Below are 18,848 nucleotides of genomic sequence, written 5' to 3'. Positions count from 1 at the left end.
TCTTATGTCTAAACCCGTCATGATTTTGTTAGCCGCAATTTTGGTATTACTTCAATACCGATTGTGGCTCAGTCATGACGGGCTTCCTTCTTTATTACGCCTTCACCAAGCTGTAGAAAAGCAACGTCTTGATAACACTGAGTTAAAAGAACGTAATCAAGTGTTAGCTGCTGAGGTGCAAGATCTGAAAAGTGGTCTTGATGCCTTGGAAGAAAGAGCGCGTAGCGAACTCGGTATGGTGAAACCTGGCGAAACCTTTTTCCAGATTATTGATAAACCAGATGAGCAGTAAACAGGCTGTTTGGGCTGTAGTGCCTGCTGCCGGTATTGGTAGTCGAATGCAGGCTGAGATACCAAAGCAATATTTATTGATCGATGATAAGCCTGTTTTACAGTTAACGCTTGAGAGATTGGCTTCACATCCGGCCATTGAAGGGATTGTGATTGCATTAGCAGAAAATGATCAATGGTGGCCGTCTTTATCACTGTCTTTATCCTGTGAATTATTAATCGCTAAAGGCGGTAAAGATCGCTCAGATTCCGTGTCTAATGCTTTAAAACTATTACAGCAGCACATTGAGCATAACCCATGGGTATTAGTGCATGATGCAGCCAGACCCTGTCTGCGACATGCTGATATTGATGCCATGTTAGATACACTTGCGGATGATGCCGTCGGGGGGATTCTCGGGATTCCCGTCTCCGATACCGTTAAACGTGTGGATGACAATAATATGATCCAGGAAACCGTTTGCCGCCAGGGTTTATGGCGAGCTGCCACGCCGCAGATGTTTCGCTTGGCACCGCTTTCTGAGGCATTAATCTCAGCGGCAGAAAAGTCATTAGCTGTGACGGATGAAGCCAGCGCGATAGAGTTAGCTGGTTATCAGCCGCGCATGGTGGAAGGGCACAGCGACAATATCAAAATCACCGTACCGCAGGACTTAGCGCTTGCAGCACTTTATTTACGTCAACAGGCTGGAGGCAATTAATGCGTATAGGGCATGGCTATGATGTTCATCGCTTTATTGAGGATGCACCATTAATCATCGGTGGGGTCACCATTCCACATACACATGGTCTTGAAGCGCATTCAGATGGTGATGTGCTTATTCATGCGATCTGTGATGCCTTGTTAGGTGCTGCTGGCCTGTGGGATATTGGTCATCATTTTCCTGACAATGATGACGCATTTAAAGGAATAGATAGCCGTGTACTTTTACGGCGAGTGATCAGTGATCTTTCAGAACGCGGCTGGTGTGTTGGTAATGTGGATGCCACGATTGTTGCTCAGGCACCCAAGATGGCGCCTTTTATTCCACAAATGCGAGCGTTACTGGCTGTAGACATGGAAGTAGATGTCACGGCGATTAATATCAAAGCAACCACGACCGAAAAATTAGGCTTTGCTGGTCGAAAAGAAGGTATTGCCACGCATGCAGTTGCCTTGATTAGACAAGCGGACTAATGACATTGTCAGCATTTGATTTTGAGTCATTAGCCCGAGTTAATCCGGCCGCCTTGAGTCACCGTTGCCGTATTCGCCAAACGCCGGAAGATTTTAAGGTGGAAGAAAAACTGCCTTTCGAACCGGCTGGGTCTGGTCCACATGTGATGTTACAGATCACCAAAACGGATACCAATACCGATTGGCTGGCGAAAGAGCTGGCACAATTTGCAGGTGTCGATGAGGTGGCCATTGGTTATGCAGGACTAAAAGATCGCCATGCGGTGACGACACAGTGGTTTAGTGTGAATACCGAGGGTGTGGCTGAACCTGATTGGTCTGCCTTTGAGTCGGATCTGATAAAAATTAACCTTATTACACGCCATAATAAGAAGTTAAAACGAGGCGCTTTGTCTGGCAATAGCTTTAAGCTAAATCTGGAAGTACTTGATGGCGACAGAGATAGCTGGGAATCGGCACTCAGTCAGATACAAAAGCAAGGCGTACCTAATTATTTTGGTGAACAGCGCTTTGGTTATCAGATGGGCAATTTACATGGTGTTGAGCAGTGGTTTGAGCAGGGTAGAAAACCTAAAAGCCGTAATAAAAAAAGTCTGTATCTTTCTGCTGCACGGTCATGGTTGTTTAATCTTGTTGTCAGCGAGCGAGTAAAAGCACAAAACTGGAATCAATTTATTCCGGGTGATGTGATGCAGTTAAATGGCAACCACAGTTGTTTTCAGTCAGAAAATGATGATACTGAGTTATTTGAGCGCCTGAAAACCTTTGATATTCACCCTACAGGGGCACTTGCAGGGCAGGGAGAACTTCAGAGTCATGATGAATGCAAGCAGCTGGAAACAGCCGTGCTTGACGCATGGCAGGCTTGGGTTCAGGGATTATCAAGGCAGGGCCTGAAACAGGAGCGACGGGCTTTACGTCTGGTGCCGACAGAATTTAACTGGCAGTGGCATAACTCACGTTTACAACTCACATTCTTTTTACCTTCGGGCTGTTTTGCGACAGCCGTTTTGAGAGAAATGGCTGTTGTTGAAGATAGCAGTGAGAGAATTATTCAGGCTGACAGAGAGTCAGTATAGTAATGACAGAAAGGAGGAAGGCGCTATGTTGAAACGATTATGTCTAATATTTGCCTTCTCTAGCATGCTTATAAGCTCTCTCGCTTGTGCTGGTGATTGGCAGGCAAAAACGACTGACAAGCACCTTGTAGTAATAGAGCTATTTACTGCTGAAGGCTGTGGCTTATGTCCGGCGGCAGAACGCTGGGTTAAACAACTGCCACAGAAAGGGCTTACAGATAACGATGTGGTGATATTAAATTTCCATGTCGATTATCTTGACCAGAAGAAGGGCTGGGTTGATAAATTTGCCAGTCCAGTTTTTACTGACAGACAAAAGCAGCTGACCAGATTAAATTTATTCCAAACAGTGTATACCCCTGAGTTCTTTATCAGTGGTGAAGTGCTACATGATTGGCGCGCTCATGGGCTTGATGCCATCAATTTTGTCAGTGAGTTTAAGCCTGAAGCCAATATCAACCTCGAGGCAAAGCAAGATAAAAACAGTCTTTCTGTTCATAGTCGGGTAAGCGTTGAAGGCGATGAAAATAAGCAATATAGCCAGTTGTATCTCGCTTTGACTGAAAATAATGTGATTAGTGAGGTAAGGGGAGGCGATAATGCCGGCGCCACATTTAATCATCAACATCTCGTAAGAAAGTGGTTAGGGCCGTTTAAGTTAGATGCCAACGGTAAAGCGGATATGACGACTGAAGTTGCTCTCGAAAAGTCGTGGAAATTAGCTGATATGTCATTAGTGGCAATTGTTCAAAATATGGAAAATGGTTATGTCTTACAAGGGCTGGCCTTACCTTTAAAAGATAGATAGATGGATTATTTACCAATATTTTTAGATTTAAAACAGCAAGACTGTCTGGTTGTCGGTGGTGGTAGCGTTGCTACACGAAAAGTGAAGTTATTACTGAAAGCACAGGCCAAGGTCAGCGTGGTGTCACCTGAAATCAGTGATGCACTTGGGACGCTGGTTAAACAAGGCCAGCTTCGCTGGGTGCAATCCATATTTAAAGCTGAGCATATTACGGATCAACGCCTGATTATTGCGGCAACAGATAATGAACAAGTTAATCATCTGGTACATGATATTGCTAAGCAAAAACATATATTAACTAATCTGACAGACAACCCTGATGACAGCGACTTTATTTTTGCTTCTGTATTAGATCGATCGCCGATTATTGTAGCGGTATCCAGTGGTGGTGAATCACCAGTTTTGGCCAGAAACTTACGTGCCCGTTTAGAAACATTAATTCCGCCTGCGTATAGTAAGCTGGGTGAATTAATGGGTAAGTACCGCGAGACAGTCAAACAAAAATTTGGTGAACTCCGTCAGAGAAGACAGTTCTGGGATAGCGTTTTGTCTGGTCCTATTGCTGATCACGTGATGGCTGGGCGGGAAGGGATTGCCGAACAGATATTACAGCAGCAACTGGCTGATGAAATCAAAACTGTTGAAACCGGCGAAGTCTTTTTGGTGGGTGCTGGACCTGGTGATCCGGAATTACTGACATTTAAAGCACTAAGACTCATGCAACAGGCCGACATTGTTTTTTATGATCGTCTGGTGAGTAAAGAAATTCTGGCGCTGGTTCGTAAAGAAGCTGAATTAGTCTATGTTGGTAAACAGCGGGCATGGCATGCCGTCAGACAGGAAGAAATCAATAATTTATTACTGGAACACGCGAAGCAGGGTAAGCGGGTATTACGCTTAAAAGGGGGCGATCCCTTTATATTTGGCCGTGGTGGTGAGGAGATCGATACACTGGCTGAAAATGCTATTCCGTTTCAGGTTGTACCGGGCATCACAGCAGCATCAGGCTGCGCATCTTATGCCGGTATTCCCCTGACACATAGAGACTATGCACAAAGCTGCGTCTTCGTAACCGGCCAATTAAAAGAAGGTGAATTAGATTTAAATTGGTCAGTATTAGTCAAACCCAGACAAACAGTGGTTGTGTATATGGGGTTAGCCGGTCTGGCTCAACTAAGTCAAAAGTTACAAGCGCATGGAATGCCAGCCGATATGCCTGCCGCATTGGTTCAGCAAGGAACAACTGAAAATCAAAAAGTCTGGTTAAGTACGATAGCAGAGTTACCCGAGCTTGCTGAGCGTGAAAAACCGATAGCACCTACATTGCTTATCATTGGTGAAGTCACACGCTTACATGAGAAATTGGCCTGGTTTAGATCTGGTTGATATCAGCCATTGTGGTTGGTTTATTGCAGCCGTTTGTGCCATATCCATAAAGTTAAAGATTTGTAAGTGTTTGTAAAAAAAGCATTAAGGAAGTTGGCACTATATGTGCAATCTTATCTGAGTTTTACAACCATAAAAATAACTCAGGAGAGTATAGGTAATGCAATTTCCGCAAAAGAGAAAGCTGATTTGCGTCATGCTAGCTTCCGCGCTGTTTTCCAGTGCGAGTTTTGCTGCTGACGATGATGTTAAATTAAGTGACATTGAAGTCGTGGGAACAACCCCTCTACATGGAGTAGGCTTACCTAAGGATCAAGTTGCTGCGAATGTGCAGACAGCAACTGATGAAGATATCGAGCGTGTTCAGGCGTTAGATATTTCTGATTTCATGAATAAAACATTGGGCAGTGTCAGTCTGAATCAGGCACAAAACAACCCATTCCAGCCTGATCTGCAATTCCGTGGCTTTACGGCTTCACCTTTAGTGGGTAACTCTCAAGGTTTGTCTGTCTATGTTGATGGCATTCGTGTTAATGAGCCCTTTGGTGACGCGGTTAACTTTGAATTAATTCCACAGTCAGCGATTGCCAGCATGAACCTGATTCCAGGTTCAAATCCGTTATTTGGTTTGAATACGCTGGGCGGTGCTTTATCTATCAAAACTAAGAACGGTTTTACTAACCCAGGCCATAGCTTAGAAGCATATACAGGCTCATTTGGTCGTGACTCAGGTACCATTGAAAGTGGTGGTAGTGATGGTAACTTAGCTTACTTTGTTACAGGTTCGATTACCAAAGAAGATGGTTGGCGTGATTACTCTCCATCGCGTGTAGAGCAGTTTTTCACAAACTTAAGCTATGCTGATGAAGACACCACATTAGATTTTGGTATCACAGCCGTTGATAGTGATTTAAATGGTAACGGGGCATCTCCTACTCTCTTAGTCGATGCAGACCGTGAAGCAGTGTTCACGCATCCAGATAACACGCAAAATAAACTGCGTATGTTTACCCTGAATGGTACTCACTGGTTAAATGATAAAACTATGTTGGCTGCTAATACGTACTATCGTAAGAGTGATCGTGATTCATTTAATGGTGATGGTACCGAGAATGAATTTAATGGCACAGACATTGAAGATGAAGATGGTGACCTGATTGTTGATGGCACCACCTTGGGTCTAGACGGTACTGAAGACCTTGCAGCGAATAATACAAGTAAAACAGAGCAAGACAGCTTTGGCTTTGCTTTACAATCAACTTTTTTAAATGATTTGTTTGGTCGCGATAATCAATTAATTGTGGGTGTAGGTTTTGATCATTCAAATGTGGATTATTCCTCACAAACAGAATTGGCTACTTTCGATGATACTCGAGGTACAGTAGGTACTGGATATATTCTTGATGATACAGTAGTTGATGGCAATGTTAAGACAGATACTTATAGTATTTTCTTCACTAATACGCATTCATTAACTGAACGTCTAGCCATGACGGTTGGCGCGCGTTATAACTGGATTGAAGTGGATATTTCAGGTACTAGTGAAGGTGGTGATCAAGATCTGAATGAGTCAGGAAATTCTCATACATTTAAACGTTTAAATCCTTCATTGGGCTTAACGTATAAATTGACAGATACTATGACTTCTTATGTCAGCTATAACGAATCAAATCGTGCACCAACTGCAACTGAATTGACTTGTGCTGAACCAGAGTCACCTTGTGCTTATCCAAATGCGTTCTTAGCCGATCCACCGTTGGATGATGTGGTTGCCAGAACCATTGAAACAGGTCTGCGTGGTCAACAAGAATTATTCAACTGGTATGCCAATGTCTATTACACCCAGTTAAAAGATGATTTATTGTTTTTCCCAGAAGATGAAAGTCAATCGGATGATGTGAGTGGTCGTTTAGGCTTAGGTAACTTCAGAAATATTGATAAAACAGCGCGTGCGGGTGTTGAACTGGGTATGGCCGGACAATATGAGAAGCTAAGCTGGTCAGCAAACTATGGTTATGTTCGTGCGACATTTGAAGATGATTTCACTTATTCACGTGATGGTGATTTATATAACGTGTCTAAAGGTGATCGTCTGCCAAGCATTCCTGCACATAACTTAAATGTAGGTCTGGACTATGCATTCACGCAACAATTTTCTGCAGGTTTAACCGCGTCATATCACTCTAGTCAGTACTACCGTGGTGATGAAGCCAATGACGATAAGAAAATTGCGGGTTATCGTGTTGTGAACCTGCACAGCCGTTACAAAGTCAATGAGCATCTGCAGTTCTTCGCAAAAGTCGATAATTTATTCGACAGCGAGTACAACACTTTTGGTTTATACGGTGAGCCTGATGAAGCACCGGGTCTGGATGCTTATGACAGTGATGAACATTTCGTCGGTACAAGTGCACCTCGTGCAGGATGGATTGGTTTCAAACTAACCATGTAATCATCTATTTAAAAGGGGCTGATTTCAGCCCCTTTTCATTTGTAAGGTACATAAATGAAAGTTCTATTTCTTTGTTTCACATTATTATTTCCATGTTTGCTATGGGCCGAGGAAACACCTCAGTATTTCGAGCGTTGTTTAACAGCGGCTAAAACCTTGAAACCAGGTCATGTTATTAAGGTTGAACGTAAAGTCGAAGACGAGCGTGATGTTTATGAATTTGATATCCGTGGTATTGATGGTGCTGACTGGGACCTTGAGTGCTTAGTAAAAACGGGCGAAATTATAGAAGTGGAACAAGAAGTCGATCATCCGAACCATCCGAAATTTAAAGCACACGCCAAAATTAGCGAGTTAGAGGCAAGACAAATTGCCTTAGCGCTCTATCCTGGCGAAGTGGTTGAAGTGGAATATGAAATTGAAGAAGGTGGAAAAGCCACCTATGAATTTGATATTGCCACAAAAGATGGAAAAGAAATGAAAGTGGAGGTCGATGCGAGTTCTGGGAAGATTATTGAGAAAAACCTTGAGCTCTGGCAAGTCGGTTTAGAATAAATTTTCTCGTTTTACTCTCAACCGCAGTGCATATTTCGCTAAGTGCACTGCGGTTTTTTTTATCTATGAAAAACGTAAAGAAAGATCAACGGCTTTAATATCTTTTGTTAATGCGCCTACTGAGATTCTATCTACGCCTGTTTCTGCAACACGACGAATATTATTCAAAGTAATATTACCCGAAGCTTCAAGTTCTGCTCGGCCTTGGTTGATAGCAACGGCCTGTTTTAAATCATCAATACTAAAATTATCTAACATAATAATATCGACTCCGCTCGCAAGCGCCTGTTCGAGTTCTGAGAAATTTTCAACTTCAACTTCTATTGGTACGCCAGCAGATAGGGCTTTCGCCTGATTTATAGCATTGCTGATGGAACCCGCTGCCATAATATGATTTTCTTTAATAAGAATACCGTCATATAGACCGACTCTGTGATTAAAGCAGCCACCACATTTTACTGCGAATTTTTGAGCAACACGCCAGCCTGGTAGTGTTTTACGCGTGTCCAATATTTTAACAGGCAACCCTGCTACAGCATCGCTGTAAATCGAAGAGAGTGTTGCGGTGCCGGACAATGTCTGTAAAAAATTCATTGCCGTACGCTCACCTGTTAATAAGGCTCTGGCTGGTCCGTGTAACTCACAAATAACCGTATTGGCCTTCACTCGATCACCATCTTGGGCTTTCCAGCTAAGGCTTATTGATGCATCAAGTTGTTTAAAAACGCGTTCAAACCATTGCATGCCACAAATTGTTGCATCCTCACGTGTGATTAATGTGGCGTTTGAGACTGCATCAATCGGAATCAGATTAGCGGTCAGATCTGCCTGACCAATGTCTTCAAGCAAAGCAAGTTTAACTTGTGAATCTATAAATGCGTCTGGGAGTGGATTTTCTATGGTCATATCGATAAGGTAATGGCTAAATCAAAACAGGTTAACGTGTGCGGCATGATTAATCTACATAATGAGACGTCTTAGTGAAAATAAATAAACAATCGGGTCTGATCGAAAACGGAATAATTACGCTATCACCTAATTATGATGAGCGGCCTGACCAACATGATCTTAGCGGTATTGTGATACACAATATCAGCCTGCCACCTGGTGAGTTTGGCGACACATTTATTGATGATCTGTTTCTGAATAAGCTGGATTGCTCCACTCATCCTTACTTCGAGCAGTTAGATGGCTTAAAAGTCTCATCGCATATATTGATTAGACGTAATGGTGAAGTTGTCCAGTTTGTACCATTTCATCAACGAGCCTGGCACGCAGGCGTATCGCAGTGGCAAGGAAGGGAAAAGTGTAATGACTTTACTATCGGAATAGAGCTGGAAGGGTGTGACGACAAACCGTTTGCTGAAGTTCAATACACTGAACTTGTGCAATTAATAAAAGCATTATGCCACGTCTATCCAAAGCTGACATACGAGAAAATAACCGGACATGAGCATATTGCTCCAGGACGGAAAACCGATCCTGGCCCTTATTTTGACTGGCAAAAATTAACAACCATGCTAAAAAGAGAGAAATAAAAAAGCCGCCTTAAAGGCGGCTTTTTTAAGAATCGAAACAGGCAGTTACTTAGTGATTGCAATCAGCTCAATTTCAAAAATTAAGGTTTCGTTTGGACCAATCAGGTTACCGGCGCCACGTGGACCATAGGCCAGGTTAGCAGGAACAACGATGCGCCATTTTGAACCTTCTTTCATCATTTTTAATGCTTCCTGCCAGCCTTGAATAACGCCATTAACAGGGAAGGTAGCTGGTTCGCCACGATCATATGAGCTATCGAAAACGGTACCATCGATTAAAGTACCTTTGTAGTTAGCAATAACTTTGTCATTTTCTGTCGGAGTGGCGCCATCACCTTCTTTCAGAATTTCATATTGCAGACCACTGTCAGTCGTTACAACACCTTCTTTCTTAGCATTTTTTTCCATGTAAGCTTTAGCTTCAGCTTGTTTTTCATTCATGACTTTTGCTAATTCTTGTGCTTTTTGTGCTTGGTAAGCTTGCACAACTTGTTCTGCTGTCGTTTGATCAAGTTGTGGTTTTTGGCCAGCCAGCATATCTGCTACACCCGCTTTAAATGCTTCAATATCAAGATCCACACCTTCTTGCATCATATTCTGACCAACTTGAATACCAAAGATGTAACTAATTTTTTGTTTATCTGTATCTAATGTTGTGGCGTTGTCAGCTGCCATTACGTTTGCTCCAAATAATAGTAAAGGTAAAATCGCGAGTGTTTTTAATTTCATATAATGCTCTCAATGTATAGATAAGGTGTGTGCCCGATTTAGTACAATGCTCTGCCTTAAAAGTTCATTAGCATAGGCTAAAAGTTCAATACCATACGCTAAATCCACAATATTTTCACGACTACAATGAGCTAATAACTGAGAAAAACACTTGGTTATTGCTTTAATTGATACTATAATAGTACCAATTAGGAGGTGCACCAATGTTGCGAATGGGAAAATTGACAGATTATGGCATTGTGCTGATGAGCTATTTTGCCTCAAATCTTCAACTTCAACATAGTGCACATGCTATTGCTGAAGCAGTAAAAGTACCACTGCCAACGGTAAGAAAAGTTTTAAAGTTATTGTCTCATTCAGGGCTGTTAAAGTCTGAACGCGGCGTAATGGGCGGCTATAGTCTGAGCCGTCAAGCTGATGAGATTACCATTGCAGAAATTATTACAGCGATCGAAGGACCGATTGCTTTGACCGAGTGTGTGAGCAGTGACAGTCACTGTGATCAGGAAACGCACTGTGCCGTACAGACTAATTGGACCAAAATTAATGATGCCGTTTTTCAGGCATTAGACGAAGTAAAACTATCGGATATGCTGACACCACAGACTTCACTGGGTATCAGTCCGATCAGATTCTATTCATCTTATAACGAGGTGAATAAAACAACTATACAGGATGGTGAGTTCCATGACTGAACAAAGTCAACAACTTGAAGCGATTACACAAAAAGAATACAAAGCAGGGTTTGTCACTGATATTGAAGTAGACAGCCTGCCGCCTGGTTTGAATGAGGATGTGATCAAACAAATATCACTCATCAAAAATGAACCTGACTGGATGCTCGAATGGCGTTTAGAAGCGTATCGACACTGGTTAACTATGGAAACGCCAGAGTGGGCTCATGTTCATTATCCGGCCATCAACTATCAGGAAATCAGTTATTACTCTGCTCCAAAGAAAAAAACTGATGGTCCTAAAAGTCTGGATGAAGTCGATCCTGAGCTGTTAAAAACCTATGAAAAACTCGGCGTACCATTAGATGAAAGAGCGCGTCTGGCTGGTGTAGCTGTTGATGCCGTTTTTGATAGTGTCTCTGTTTCCAATACATTCAAAGATAAATTAGCTGAAGAAGGCATCTTGTTTATGCCTATTTCAGAAGCAATTCAGGAACATCCTGAATTAGTGAAAAAATATATTGGTAGCGTCGTTCCACATAAAGATAACTTTTATGCCGCGCTGAACTCGGCGGTATTCACTGATGGCTCGTTTGTTTACATTCCTAAAGGTGTACGTTGCCCAATGGAATTATCAACTTACTTCCGTATCAACGCCGCCAATACCGGACAGTTTGAGCGTACATTAATCATTGCTGATGATGATGCTTATGTCAGTTATCTGGAAGGCTGTACCGCACCAATGCGTGATGAAAATCAGCTCCATGCAGCGGTGGTGGAATTGGTGGCAATGGACCGTGCTGAAATCAAGTATTCGACCGTTCAAAACTGGTACCCCGGTGATGAAAATGGCAAAGGCGGTATCTATAACTTTGTGACAAAACGTGCTGCATGCCGTGGTGAGTCATCAAAAGTCTCCTGGACACAGGTAGAAACTGGTTCTGCGATTACCTGGAAGTATCCGAGCGTTGTTTTACAAGGTGATAATTCGGTAGGTGAATTCTATTCAGTTGCCGTCACCAATAATATGCAGCAAGCCGATACGGGTACCAAGATGATTCATCTGGGTAAAAACACCAGTTCAACGATCATTTCCAAAGGTATCTCGGCTGGTCGTTCACAAAATGCTTATCGAGGTCTGGTACGAATTGGACCTAACGCGGAAAACGCTCGCAACTATACCGAGTGTGACTCTTTATTAATGAGTGATACCTGTGGTGCGCATACTTTCCCTTATATCGAAGTGAAAAATCCGACTGCAAAAGTTGAACATGAGGCATCCACATCGAAAATCAGTGAAGACCAACTGTTTTACTGTAAACAGCGTGGATTAGATGCAGAAGATGCTGTGTCGATGATCGTGAATGGTTTTTGTAAACAAGTCATACGTGAATTACCAATGGAATTCGCGGTAGAAGCACAAAATCTACTCGGTTTGTCATTAGAAGGTTCCGTGGGTTAAACCATAAGAGAACTGCCAAACAATATTCAGAAATTTTAGAGAGTGAAGATGTTAACAATTAAAAACTTACACGCCAGCGTTGATGGCAAAGAAATTCTTCGCGGTATTGACCTGACAGTTAACCCTGGTGAAATCCATGCGATCATGGGCCCTAATGGTGCTGGTAAAAGTACGCTGTCGAATGTTCTTGCCGGACGTGATGGTTACGAAATTACCCAAGGTGAAGTCATCTATAAAGGTGAAAACTTATTAGAGCTTGAGCCTGAAGAACGTGCACAACGTGGTGTTTTCCTGGCATTCCAATATCCAGTAGAAATTCCTGGTGTCAGCAATGTTTATTTGCTGAAAGCGGCTTTGAATGCCGTGCGTAAATATCAGGGCCTGGAAGAAGTCGACGCGATGGATTTCTTAACTCTGGTTCGTGAAAAAATGAAACTGGTTAAGATGAATGAAGAATTCCTTCACCGTAACGTTAACGAAGGTTTTTCTGGTGGTGAGAAAAAGCGTAATGAAATTCTGCAAATGGCGGTATTAGAGCCGGCATTAGCGATTCTTGATGAAACCGATTCAGGACTGGATATTGATGCATTACGTACCGTTTCAGAAGGCGTGAATGCGCTCCGTGCTGAAGATCGTTCTATCGTGATGATTACCCACTACCAGCGCTTGTTAGATCATATTGTTCCTGATTTTGTTCATGTGTTATCTGAAGGACGTATCGTTAAATCAGGTGATAAAGAACTGGCAAAAGAACTGGAAAAATCAGGTTACAGCTGGATTCATGATGCGCCTGAAGGTGAGACTGCATGAAACAGTTAACAGATATCACAACACCTTTTGACGATATCGCCGCGACTCAGACTTTACCCGGTCAAGAGCTTGGTTGGCTGCAGCAGTTACGCCAACAAGCCAGTGCGCAATTTCAGCGTCAAGGATTACCCTCTAAAAAAGTTGAAGACTGGAAATACACGTCTTTATGGGCTTTATCTCAAGAGGCATTCACACACGAAGCTGCTGCGAGCCAGTTGGATGAGATGCGTTGTTCACAGGTCGCATTACTGGAAACTGCCTATCGATTAGTCATTGTTGATGGCCAATTCAGTGCTGAGTTATCACATCTGGATGGTCTAGAGGCTGGACTGACTGTAGAGCCGCTTTCACAGGCATTTCCTAAAACAAAATCAGTGTTAGGTCAGCAGGTGTCGCTTGAAAAAGCTGGCTTGAATGCCCTCAATACGATGTTGATGACCGAAGGCGCTTATATTCAGGTCACTGCGAACACCAAGGTATCCAAGCCGGTAGAGTTGCTGGTGATTAATACGGGTGAAACCGATAAACTGGCTACGCATTTACGTCATGTGATCGATATCGCTGAAGATGCTGAATTAACACTGGTCGAGCATTATGTCAGCCTAGCTGATAACAGCGTTGGATTGACAGATGTCATTTCAGAAGTGAACTTGGCAGAAAAGGCTCATTTGAGTCATTTCAAATTACAGCATGAGTCCTTGTCTCATTATCATATAGCGACATTGGCCGGTAAGCAGGCGAGTAGCAGTGTCTGGCATACCAATAATATTTCTCTAGGGGCTAAACTGGCGAGAAATGATATTCATAGCCAGCTATTGGGTGAGCAGGCCCATGTGACAATGGATGGCTTATATCTGGTCGCTGGAAAGCAACATGTCGATAACCACACACGCATCGATCATGCTGTGCCCAATACCACTAGTGAAGAGATCTATAAAGGCGTGTTGGATGGTGATAGCCATGCCGTCTTTAACGGCAAAGTTATCGTGCATAAAGATGCACAGAAAACAGATGCGAATCAGAGCAACCGTAATTTACTGCTGTCGCGCACTTGTGAAATTGATACCAAGCCTGAAATGGAAATTTATGCTGATGACGTCAAATGCGGTCACGGTAGTACCGTTGGTCAGTTGGACGAACAGCAATTATTTTTCCTGCGTGCGCGTGGCATGAATGAAACCAGTGCTCGAAGCTTATTGACCTATGCGTTTGCTGTGGAAGTGCTGCAACGAATTTCAGATATGCCGATTCGCCAGGCCTTATCAAATGTGATCGAAACGCGATTACCGCGAGGTGCGTAAGTTATGACGCAATCTACTCATAATTTGGTCGATACAATGCTGAATGATTTTGACATTGCTGCCATTCGTCGTGATTTTCCAATCCTGAATCAGCAAATTAACGGACATCCTTTAGTCTACTTAGACAATGCCGCGAGCAGCCAAAAACCTGTTCAGGTCATTGATGCAGTGGATCAGTATTATCGGCTTGATAATGCTAATGTCCATCGTGGTGTGCATAGACTGAGTCAACGCGCCACAGATGCTTATGAAGGTGCCAGAAGCAAAATAAGAGGCTTCCTGAACGCGAAGTCGGATAAAGAAATTATCTTTGTTCGCGGTGCAACAGAAGCTATTAATTTAGTGGCTCAAAGTTTTGTCAGGCCCCAACTGCAAGCGGGTGATGAGATTCTTATCAGTTACCTTGAGCATCATGCCAATATTGTGCCGTGGCAAATGGTCTGTGAACAGACTGGGGCTACGTTAAAGATCATCCCGATGACAGAATCAGGTGAGCTGAATTTGTCCGGATTGGATGAGCTGCTGACCGACAAAACCAAAATCATGGCTGTTGGCCAAGTCTCTAATGCATTAGGTACGGTCAATCCGGTCAAACAAATGACGGAAAAAGCCAAAGCTAAAGGCATACCTGTATTGATTGACGGCGCACAAGCGGTGCCACATATGCAAGTTGATGTGCAGGAGTTGGATTGTGACTTTTATGTGTTTTCAGGCCATAAAATGTTTGCACCAACGGGTATTGGGGCTTTATATGGTAAACAAGCCTTATTAGAAGCCATGCCGCCATGGCAAGGTGGCGGCGATATGATTCTTTCTGTGAGTTTTGACCACACAGAATACAACGCATTACCGTATAAATTTGAAGCCGGTACCCCGCATATCGGCGGTGCAGTGGGCTTAGGGGCAGCTATTGATTACATGCAGTCAATCGGTATTGAAAAAATCGCCGCCTACGAACACGCTTTGCTTGAATTAGCCACGGATAAATTATCGGCTATTGATGGCGTCAGGATCGTTGGTACAGCCGAACACAAAGCCAGTGTTTTATCGTTTCTGATTGAAGATGTTCATCCTCATGATGTGGGTACTATTTTTGATCAGCAAGGTGTTGCTATACGTGCTGGCCATCACTGTGCCCAACCTATTATGCAATATTATGGTATTGCTGCCACCGCACGTGCTTCATTTGCTTTCTACAATACAGAACAGGAAATTGACGCGTTGGTTAAAGCCATTCACACCACACAGGAGTTGTTTGCCTGATGAGTGATTTACGAGATCTCTATCAACAAGTGATCATGGATCATAAGAAAAAGCCACGTAATTTCAGAGAAATTACCGATGCGAATCATATGGCACATGGTAACAACCCTTTATGTGGTGATGCTTTAGTTGTCTATGTGAAACTCAATGGGGATGTCATTGAGGACATCAGTTTCCAGGGCAGTGGTTGTGCGATTTCAGTAGCATCTGCGTCTTTAATGACGGAGACCCTGAAAGGAAAAACACTAGCTGATGCCGAGGCACTTTATGAAGATGTCCATAAAGCCTTAACCGGTGATAAAGATGCTGTTGAGCTTGCTGGCAAATTACAGGTATTGGCAGGGGTAAAAGAGTTTCCAGCGCGCGTTAAATGCGCCACATTGTCCTGGCATACCGTTCATGCCGCAGTTGACAATGATCATGATATTTCAGTTTCTACAGAATAAAAGGGCAGGTTTATGAACGATCAATATCAAATCAGCCCGGAACAGTTAAAAGAAGATGTGATAGATGTATTAAAGACCATCTATGACCCGGAAATACCGATTAACATTTACGAACTGGGTCTAATTTACGATATTCAAATCAGTACCTCAGGTAATGTGAATATCGATATGACTCTGACTGCACCAGGGTGTCCTGTTGCTCAGTCATTCCCAGGTGATGTCGAATCTCGGGTAATGTCTGTTCCCGGTGTAAAAAAAGCGCACGTGGAATTGGTTTGGGAACCCCAATGGACCAAAGATATGATGACTGAAGCTGCGCAGTTACAGCTGGGCATGTTTTAGCACATCATTTTTATCCTGACAAAAAGGCCTGTGATGATAAATAAGTCATCACAGGCCTTTTTTATTACTTAGTATTTATCTGTGTAGTTTTGCGAGTAGATATGATGTTAGTCGTTTGATGGCTGCTGTGGCGTATCAATAACAAATCGATATTGTTTTCCACAGTGTAGAATAACTTCCTTTTGTTGGCGTTTGAGTATTCGCATTTCTATTTTAATTTCACCAAACCCATCATGAGTTAGTACATCATCAAATAACTCGAGTAATTTGTTTTTGACCTTATCAGTCTTATTATCTTTTATTTCACTCATTCAGGCTATTCAGGTTGTTATGATTAACCTTCAATGGTAGGTGTCTGTACATGTAAGTGTTATAGGAAGAATTCCTTTTTTTGTGAATAACAGAAAGTAGTATTAAAAACCGTCGGTGCTAAAGTTCTATTTTCAGTTATTAATGTGTAAATCATGTTATGAACAAGACTAAGAATACTGGCGTCGAAGTCAATGCCTTACCCGTGGAGCCGTGAAGGATGAGCTTAAGAGGATTAATTAATTTACGGATTGTTATTTCGGTACTGGTTATCATCGTATTCGGAGCCGGTTTGGCTGTCTGGCAGGCCCGTGAGTCGGTCAGGGATGAGGTGACATCTTCCTACAATTTGGCGCTGCAAATGGTTGAGTTTGGACTTAATCAGTTCACGCGGGATGAGCATACCGAGAGTGAATGGCTGGAACAAATCAGTCGCTTACGTGAAACGCGTCATTTACAGATCACGATCTTTGACCAGGCCGGTAATGAAACCATGCTGACTGATGAAAAGAGTGACATCACCGATGATGCACCACCTCAATGGTTTATTGATGCGGTGATGATGGATAGCATCAGTTCTGCCTATGAAATAAAACTGCCTAACGATGCGGTTCAACGTATTGTGATCAGCGCTGACCCAATGGATGAAATCCATGAAGCCTGGCGGGAGTCACAGGTGTATTTCTGGTCGATCGTATTAATGCTCGGCATTATTTTCCTAGCTATCAATGTCGTGTTTCATTCGATGTTGACGGCGGTGAAAACCATTTTATCGGGTTTAAAAACGGTGGAAAGTGGTAATTATGAACAACGATTACCACGCTTTCGCATTAGTGAGTTTGATGCTATTGCGGCAGAGATTAATAACCTGACCGGTGCGTTAAATGCGGCCCGACAAAATAATCAGGCGCTGGCAAGACATACCATGCATATTCAGGAAAATGAACGTCGACATATGTCACGTGAATTACATGATGAAATGGGGCAGTCTCTTACTGCAGTGAAAGCGATGGCTGTTGTGGCTAAACAATCCGATAGCAAAGTCCAGAGTATTGCTGATTCGATTATCGAAATTTGTAATCATTTATCTGGGGTTGTGCGATCGATGATGAGAACGTTACATCCTCTCAGTTTAACTGATTTAGGACTGGTGGCGACCCTGACCGACCTGGTTGGCGAGTGGAAACGCCGGCAGCCGTCCCTGGATATTCATTTAAATTACGATGACTGTATTGATGACTTGGATGAGGAAGTGGCGATCCATGTTTATCGTATTGTGCAGGAATGTTTGACCAATGTCGTACGTCATGCCAGAGCTAATCTGGCAAATATCAGCGTCAGGCAGAGCCTTGTTCAGCAAAAAAAATGGGTGGTGATTCAAGTATCCGATGATGGTATCGGCGGTTCATCATCAGGCGAGGGGTTTGGTGTTCTTGCCATGCGTGAGAGAGTAGAAAGTATGGGAGGACTGTTTATGTTCGAGTCTTCACCAGATGATGGCGTGACGGTGACAGCACGTATGCCATTTATAGAGAAGTAGTATGAACAACAATAATAAAATCAAAGTACTGTTAGTCGATGACCATGAAGTAGTACGAGCAGGATTTCGAATTCTACTATCATCACAACCCTTTATCGGGCAGATTAGTGACCTGGACAGAGGGGAGTTAGTCACACAGGAATATGAACGCTTTAAACCCGACGTGGTGGTGATGGATTTATCCATGCCAGGCATCGGTGGGCTTGAAACTATCCGTCGACTTCAAAAGCTGGATTCTGACGCGGTTATTTTGGTCTACAGCATTCATGATGAGGCTATTTATGTTGAACGCGCACTGGAAGCGGGTGCTATGGGATACGTCAGTAAAAATAGTGCAGCCGAAGTGCTGGCTGAAGCGGTTAAAAGTGTGGCAGAAGGCAAGCGATATATTGAAGAAAGTCTGCTCCCTGAAGTTGATGATGTCCGGCATGACAATATCGAGCATTATCGAAAAGTGCTGGATTTACTTTCACCACGTGAATTTGATGTATTTTGTCGACTGGCAAAAGGCATGACTGCCCATGAAGTCGCCGCAGATATGCACCTGGGGTATAAAACCATTGCAAACTACAATACACAGATTAAAAGTAAACTGCGGGTAAATACCGCAGCAGACCTGGCTAATATTGCGGTTGTGTTAGGCATTATCAAACCTTGATGGTTGGGATGCCTTCTTTTATTCGATA

At 43.0% G+C, this 18,848-nt stretch carries 21 protein-coding genes; 18 read left to right on the top strand and 3 right to left on the bottom strand.

Annotated features, from left to right (window positions below; translation table 11 throughout):
* Positions 1–4 precede the first annotated feature (4 nt).
* The 8 genes from ftsB to MAMP_RS07990 all read left to right on the top strand — a co-directional run bounded on the left by ftsB (position 5) and on the right by MAMP_RS07990 (position 7,748).
* Positions 5–292, top strand: a complete 288-nt coding sequence (gene ftsB / locus MAMP_RS08025) for a cell division protein FtsB (RefSeq protein ID WP_007145518.1) — start codon at positions 5–7, stop codon at positions 290–292.
* A complete protein-coding gene (gene ispD, locus MAMP_RS08020) occupies positions 282–992 on the top strand; it encodes a 2-C-methyl-D-erythritol 4-phosphate cytidylyltransferase (protein ID WP_007145517.1) in 711 nt (236 codons plus the stop codon). Before ftsB ends, ispD begins: the two co-directional genes overlap by 11 nt.
* Complete coding sequence (gene ispF, locus MAMP_RS08015; protein WP_007145516.1) at positions 992–1,468, top strand: 2-C-methyl-D-erythritol 2,4-cyclodiphosphate synthase; 477 nt, start codon at positions 992–994, stop codon at positions 1,466–1,468. Before ispD ends, ispF begins: the two co-directional genes overlap by 1 nt.
* Positions 1,468–2,547, top strand: a complete 1,080-nt coding sequence (gene truD, locus MAMP_RS08010) for a tRNA pseudouridine(13) synthase TruD (RefSeq protein ID WP_007145515.1) — start codon at positions 1,468–1,470, stop codon at positions 2,545–2,547. Before ispF ends, truD begins: the two co-directional genes overlap by 1 nt.
* Positions 2,548–2,572: 25 nt before the next feature.
* Complete coding sequence (locus MAMP_RS08005) at positions 2,573–3,355, top strand: DUF1223 domain-containing protein (protein ID WP_007145514.1); 783 nt, start codon at positions 2,573–2,575, stop codon at positions 3,353–3,355.
* Positions 3,356–4,741 (top strand): siroheme synthase CysG, encoded by a 1,386-nt coding sequence (cysG, locus tag MAMP_RS08000; protein WP_007145513.1) that lies wholly within the window; start codon positions 3,356–3,358, stop codon positions 4,739–4,741.
* A gap of 160 nt (positions 4,742–4,901) precedes the next feature.
* Positions 4,902–7,193: a TonB-dependent receptor gene (locus MAMP_RS07995; RefSeq protein WP_007145512.1), complete on the top strand. Its 2,292-nt coding sequence runs from the start codon at positions 4,902–4,904 to the stop codon at positions 7,191–7,193.
* 54 nt (positions 7,194–7,247) lie between these two features.
* Positions 7,248–7,748 (top strand): PepSY domain-containing protein, encoded by a 501-nt coding sequence (locus MAMP_RS07990; RefSeq protein ID WP_007145511.1) that lies wholly within the window; start codon positions 7,248–7,250, stop codon positions 7,746–7,748.
* 63 nt (positions 7,749–7,811) lie between these two features.
* On the opposite strand, the gene nadC is transcribed toward MAMP_RS07990, so the two are convergent.
* Positions 7,812–8,654, bottom strand: a complete 843-nt coding sequence (nadC, locus tag MAMP_RS07985) for a carboxylating nicotinate-nucleotide diphosphorylase (RefSeq protein ID WP_007145510.1) — start codon at positions 8,652–8,654, stop codon at positions 7,812–7,814.
* Between the two features lie 74 nt (positions 8,655–8,728).
* Between nadC and ampD the strand changes: the two genes are divergently transcribed.
* Entirely contained in the window at positions 8,729–9,286 is a 558-nt protein-coding gene (gene ampD / locus MAMP_RS07980) for a 1,6-anhydro-N-acetylmuramyl-L-alanine amidase AmpD (RefSeq protein WP_007145509.1), read from the top strand.
* Positions 9,287–9,331: 45 nt separating this feature from the next.
* Here the strand turns inward: ampD and MAMP_RS07975 are convergent, their stop codons facing one another.
* On the bottom strand, positions 9,332–10,015 hold the full coding sequence (locus MAMP_RS07975) for an FKBP-type peptidyl-prolyl cis-trans isomerase (protein ID WP_007145508.1): 684 nt from the start codon (positions 10,013–10,015) through the stop codon (positions 9,332–9,334).
* A 212-nt stretch (positions 10,016–10,227) separates the two neighbouring features.
* Here MAMP_RS07975 and MAMP_RS07970 point away from each other — a divergent pair, with 212 nt between their 5' ends.
* Genes MAMP_RS07970 through MAMP_RS07940 form a run of 7 tightly spaced genes read left to right on the top strand, consistent with a single transcriptional unit; the run spans position 10,228 to position 16,313 of the window.
* Positions 10,228–10,710 (top strand): SUF system Fe-S cluster assembly regulator, encoded by a 483-nt coding sequence (locus MAMP_RS07970; protein WP_237701199.1) that lies wholly within the window; start codon positions 10,228–10,230, stop codon positions 10,708–10,710.
* On the top strand, positions 10,703–12,151 hold the full coding sequence (gene sufB / locus MAMP_RS07965; protein WP_007145506.1) for a Fe-S cluster assembly protein SufB: 1,449 nt from the start codon (positions 10,703–10,705) through the stop codon (positions 12,149–12,151). Before MAMP_RS07970 ends, sufB begins: the two co-directional genes overlap by 8 nt.
* A gap of 48 nt (positions 12,152–12,199) precedes the next feature.
* The gene (sufC, locus tag MAMP_RS07960) at positions 12,200–12,961 is read left to right on the top strand and encodes a Fe-S cluster assembly ATPase SufC (protein WP_007145505.1); all 762 of its coding nucleotides are present in this window, start codon (positions 12,200–12,202) and stop codon (positions 12,959–12,961) included.
* Positions 12,958–14,262 carry a Fe-S cluster assembly protein SufD gene (gene sufD / locus MAMP_RS07955; protein ID WP_007145504.1) on the top strand — a complete coding sequence of 435 codons (1,305 nt, stop codon included), beginning with the start codon at positions 12,958–12,960 and terminating at the stop codon, positions 14,260–14,262. Before sufC ends, sufD begins: the two co-directional genes overlap by 4 nt.
* 3 nt (positions 14,263–14,265) lie before the next feature.
* Complete coding sequence (locus MAMP_RS07950) at positions 14,266–15,525, top strand: cysteine desulfurase (RefSeq protein WP_007145503.1); 1,260 nt, start codon at positions 14,266–14,268, stop codon at positions 15,523–15,525.
* Entirely contained in the window at positions 15,525–15,971 is a 447-nt protein-coding gene (gene sufU / locus MAMP_RS07945; protein ID WP_007145502.1) for a Fe-S cluster assembly sulfur transfer protein SufU, read from the top strand. The genes MAMP_RS07950 and sufU overlap by 1 nt, the downstream gene beginning before the upstream one ends.
* Before the next feature lie 12 nt (positions 15,972–15,983).
* The gene (locus MAMP_RS07940; RefSeq protein WP_007145501.1) at positions 15,984–16,313 is read left to right on the top strand and encodes an SUF system Fe-S cluster assembly protein; all 330 of its coding nucleotides are present in this window, start codon (positions 15,984–15,986) and stop codon (positions 16,311–16,313) included.
* Positions 16,314–16,420: 107 nt separating this feature from the next.
* Here MAMP_RS07940 and MAMP_RS07935 read toward each other — a convergent pair whose 3' ends face one another.
* Positions 16,421–16,624, bottom strand: a complete 204-nt coding sequence (locus tag MAMP_RS07935; protein ID WP_007145500.1) for a hypothetical protein — start codon at positions 16,622–16,624, stop codon at positions 16,421–16,423.
* A 218-nt stretch (positions 16,625–16,842) separates the two neighbouring features.
* Here MAMP_RS07935 and MAMP_RS07930 point away from each other — a divergent pair, with 218 nt between their 5' ends.
* A complete protein-coding gene (locus tag MAMP_RS07930; protein WP_007145499.1) occupies positions 16,843–18,162 on the top strand; it encodes an ATP-binding protein in 1,320 nt (439 codons plus the stop codon).
* Between the two features lies 1 nt (position 18,163).
* Positions 18,164–18,820, top strand: coding sequence for a response regulator (locus MAMP_RS07925; protein WP_007145498.1), 657 nt, complete (start codon positions 18,164–18,166; stop codon positions 18,818–18,820).
* Positions 18,821–18,848: the final 28 nt, after the last annotated feature.

The sequence above is a fragment of the Methylophaga thalassica MP genome, assembly GCF_000214595.1.
Taxonomy (GTDB): Bacteria; Pseudomonadota; Gammaproteobacteria; order Nitrosococcales; family Methylophagaceae; genus Methylophaga; species Methylophaga thalassica.
The sequence above is the reverse complement of the archived record's forward strand: the minus strand, read 5'-3'. Positions and strand labels throughout refer to the sequence as shown.